This is a genomic window from Sphingomonas bacterium (assembly GCF_903644055.1).
Classification (GTDB): Bacteria; Pseudomonadota; Alphaproteobacteria; order Sphingomonadales; family Sphingomonadaceae; genus Sphingomonas_I.
The window spans coordinates 1-3534 of the sequence record NZ_CAHJXD010000080.1; the positions used below are offsets into that span (position 1 = coordinate 1).

A 3534-nucleotide genomic window follows, 5' to 3' on the forward strand; every position below is an offset into this window, starting at 1 on the left:
GCTCGCCAGCCCCGCCGTATAGGTCACGCGCACCACCGCCGCGCCGCCGGCGTCGATCGTCCGCACCCAGCCGTCGCCGCTCGCGTCGAGGTCGATCGCATAGCCGCCGATCGCCAGCGCGCTCGCCGCGCCCACCGCGTCGATCGCCTCCACCCCGGTCACCGTCCGCACCGGCGAAGCGCTCAGCCGTTGCCAGCCGCCCCGCGCCGGCAGCGTCTCGGCCACCGCGCGGATGATCGCCTGCCGCCCGAGGAAGCCCTCGCAATGCCCGATCGCGCTCGCCGCGAGCCGATCGATCAGCGCATCCTCGTCGCCGCTCTCCAGCCGCAGATAGCTTTTGATCGCCGCCCGCGCGCCCGCATCGGCGGGCAGCGCCGCCGCCTCGACGCGGCTCTCCTCGCGGTACGCGTCGGGCGCACCTTTGCTTCGTCCCCACATGGGCCGTCTCCCGATGATGAATTTGCTGTGGCGCGAAGGACGCCATTCCGTGCATGGGTGGACTTGCTCGTCCGTCGTATCAGTTTCGCCGCGTCACACCTTTCGAAGGCTATCGATGAACGGCAACACTGTTCCCGAACCCGGCATGACCGCCACGACCAAGCGCCATTTCGTCTCGCTGGATGGCCTGCGCGGGGTCGCCGCGCTCTGCGTGATGCTGTTCCACCGCCGCTGGTGGGTGGCGGGGGGGCATCTGATGGATCACGGCTATCTCGCCGTCGATTTCTTCTTCATGCTCTCGGGCTTCGTCATCGCCTACGCCTATGAGAACAAGCTGCGCAGCGGCATGACGTTCGGCCGCTTCGCGCTGATCCGCGCGATCCGCCTCTATCCGCTGATCGTCGTCGGCGCCGCGCTCGGCAGCGCCTATTTCCTCCTTCACGCGGCGATCCCCGCACATCGAAGCGAGCTCGGCGGCGTCCTCGTGTCGATCCCCTTCGCGATGCTCGCGCTGCCGACGCTGCCGCAGGCGATGGCCGAGCCCTTCGCGATCAACCGGCCGACCTGGTCGCTGTTCGTCGAGATCCTGCTCAACCTCGCTTATGCGCTCGTCATCGTGCGCCTGAGCCGATCGCTGCTGGCGGCGCTCACCGCGCTCGGCTTCGCGGCGCTCGCCGTCCTCGCCTTCGCTTACGGCGACCTCGGCATTTCCGGCACCTTCGACAGGCTCGGCGTGCTGCTCGTCAGGGGCTGCTTTCCCTTTCTCGCGGGCGTCCTGATCTGCCGCATGTTCGCGCGCGGCGCGCTGCCCCGGCTGCCCGGCGGCTTCGCGGCCGGCGCGCTGCTGCTCGTCATCCTCTTCATGCTGCCCAGGGATTTCGCCGGCGGCCTTGCCTGGCTGCTCGATCTTCTCGCGGTCGGCCTGCTGTGCCCGGCGGTCATCATCTCCTGCTGCGAACATGAGCCCCCGCGCTGGAGCCTCGGCTTCGTCAAGCCTCTCGGCGAGCTCTCCTATCCGCTCTATATCATCCACTATCCGGCTTATTATTGGTTCGAGATCGCGGCGGTCCGTTTCCATCTGCCGCCCGCGCTGTGGCTGCCGATCGCGGTGCCGCTGATCGTGGCGCTCGCCTTCGCGATCAGCCGCGCCATCGACATCCCCGTCCGCCGCGCCCTCAACCGCCGCCTGGCCGGGCGCGCCTGAATTTCCGCCAATTCGGTCGTTAAGGGCGCCCTTCCATCCGGATCGGATGCGTCGCCCGTTGGGGATAGTCGCGCCTGGCCACATGGTCCGGGCCGATCATGCGGCTCTCCTTGCTCCTCGTCGGCATCGGCGCCGCCTCGCTCGGCGCGGTGGCCGGCGCTTTCGCCATCCATCGCATCGATGGCGCCAAGGCGATCCGCTTCGCCATCGCCCGCCGCATCGGCGCGATCGACGAACAGGCCCGCCGCGCGCCCGAAGGCGCCGTCCTCGTCGTCGGCGACAGCATCGCCGAACGCTCGGGCCTTACCTCGCTCTGCGGCCGCGCGGTCTTCAACGGCGGCGTCTCTTCGGCCACCGCCGAGGATGTCGCCGATCATGCCCGCGGCTGGATCGCATCGCTGCATCCCTCGATCGTGATCGTAGCGCTCGGCATGAACGATGCGAAGGCGGACGTCCCCGCAGCACCCGATCGCTTCGAAGGGGCCGTCCGCGCGATCGCCGCCACCGGCGTGCCGACTGGCCTCGCCGCGATCACCCGGCTGGAGGACAAGCCTGCCGCCGCCGGCTTCTCGCAGGCGAGGATCGATGCGCTCAACACCCGCCTCGCGGCCATCGCCGCCGCACTCCACGCGCCGCTCGCGCCCTCGATCGCCGCGCCGACCGAGGATGGCGTCCACCCGACCGATGCCGGCAGGCGCCAGTGGCGCGCCAATCTCGAACGCGCCTGCCCCGCCGCCCCGATCACCGCGTCAGGTCCCGCGTCCGTATCCCGCCGGAATATCTGATCGCGAGATAGCCCGCCTGGCTTTCGTGCGTGCCGTCCACCGTCATGCCATAGGCCGTCCCGCTCGCCTTCCAGACGCCGCTGTCGCGCGCGCTTTCCACCGCATCTGCTACCTCGAACCAGCCCGCCAGCGGCCAAGGCCCGCCGCGGATGATCGCGTTCAGCGCGACGCGCGCGGCGTTGTGGCCCTCGCTCGTCTGCCCGGCGGTCGTCGCCCAATTGTCGCCGCTCGTCGAAACCGGGCCGATCGTCGTCTGATAGACGGGGCGGCCGGCGAAGGCCTGATACAGCGCCTGCAACGCGCTCCAGGTCTGCGCGCCGGTCTTGGCCTGGACGATGTCGTTGACGCCATATTCGCACAGCACGTGGCTGCAATATTGCGCCTGCCGGGCGCGGCCCGCATAGCTCGCGCCGGCCTGATAGGCGGTGTCGCCATAGCTGCCGAGGTTGATATAGGCGAAGGCCGGCCCGATCGTCCGCGCCAGCTCGCCGAGGTCGCCGCCGGCGTCGTAGCCGTCGCCCGCGCCCCAGCAGCGGCTGTCGCCCGCCAGCAGCACCGATGGCCGCCGCGTCGTCGCCAGGATCGCGACCGGCGCGAAGCAGACGCTGCCGAATTGCGTCAGCGTGCCCCCCATCGTCTTGTCGGTCAGGCTCGTCCCCGCCTCGAACACCGCGCCGTTGCCGCTATCGAGCGTGCTCGTCGTGCTGCCCGAAGCCGTCCCGCCGAACACGATCGTCGCCGCCGAACAATAGACCCGCACCCAGAACAAGGCGCCGTTCGGGATCGATATGCTCACCGGATCGGAGGTGAGGTCCAGCCCCGAAGCCACCGTCCCCGCCGCCGCCCCGGCGAACTTTACCGGCGTGAAGCTGCCCGCCGGATATTCGATCGCGGCGCTATAGGTCGCGGTCGCCCCGCTCCCCGCCTCCGCCTTGGTCGATCGGTTCCAAAACCAATTGGGCAGCACGATCCGCAGCGACGCGATCGCGTCGCGCGCGAAATGCGGCGATCGCGAATTGAACCTGGTGTTGCTCGATGTCGAACTGATCGGGTGGAAGCATTTGGTCGCGACCTGCCCCAGGTACGGCGCGGCCATGCGCGGTGACA

4 protein-coding genes are annotated in these 3534 nt (G+C 69.6%); 2 read left to right on the forward strand and 2 right to left on the reverse strand.

Annotated elements, in window-relative coordinates; all coding sequences use genetic code 11:
- Positions 1–438, reverse strand: a 438-nt coding sequence (locus HUU94_RS03535) for a head-tail connector protein (RefSeq protein ID WP_174273738.1), incomplete at its 3' end; no start/stop codon positions are given.
- A gap of 115 nt (positions 439–553) precedes the next feature.
- On the opposite strand from HUU94_RS03535, the gene HUU94_RS03540 reads away from it, so the two are divergent.
- Together HUU94_RS03540 and HUU94_RS03545 are read left to right on the forward strand one after the other, a co-directional pair.
- Positions 554–1642 carry an acyltransferase family protein gene (locus tag HUU94_RS03540; protein WP_174273739.1) on the forward strand — a complete coding sequence of 363 codons (1089 nt, stop codon included), beginning with the start codon at positions 554–556 and terminating at the stop codon, positions 1640–1642.
- 98 nt (positions 1643–1740) lie between these two features.
- The gene (locus HUU94_RS03545) at positions 1741–2427 is read left to right on the forward strand and encodes an SGNH/GDSL hydrolase family protein (RefSeq protein ID WP_174273740.1); all 687 of its coding nucleotides are present in this window, start codon (positions 1741–1743) and stop codon (positions 2425–2427) included.
- Here the strand turns inward: HUU94_RS03545 and HUU94_RS03550 are convergent.
- On the reverse strand, positions 2384–3534 hold a 1151-nt coding region (locus HUU94_RS03550; protein ID WP_217429556.1), incomplete at its 5' end, for a hypothetical protein. The genes HUU94_RS03545 and HUU94_RS03550 overlap by 44 nt on opposite strands.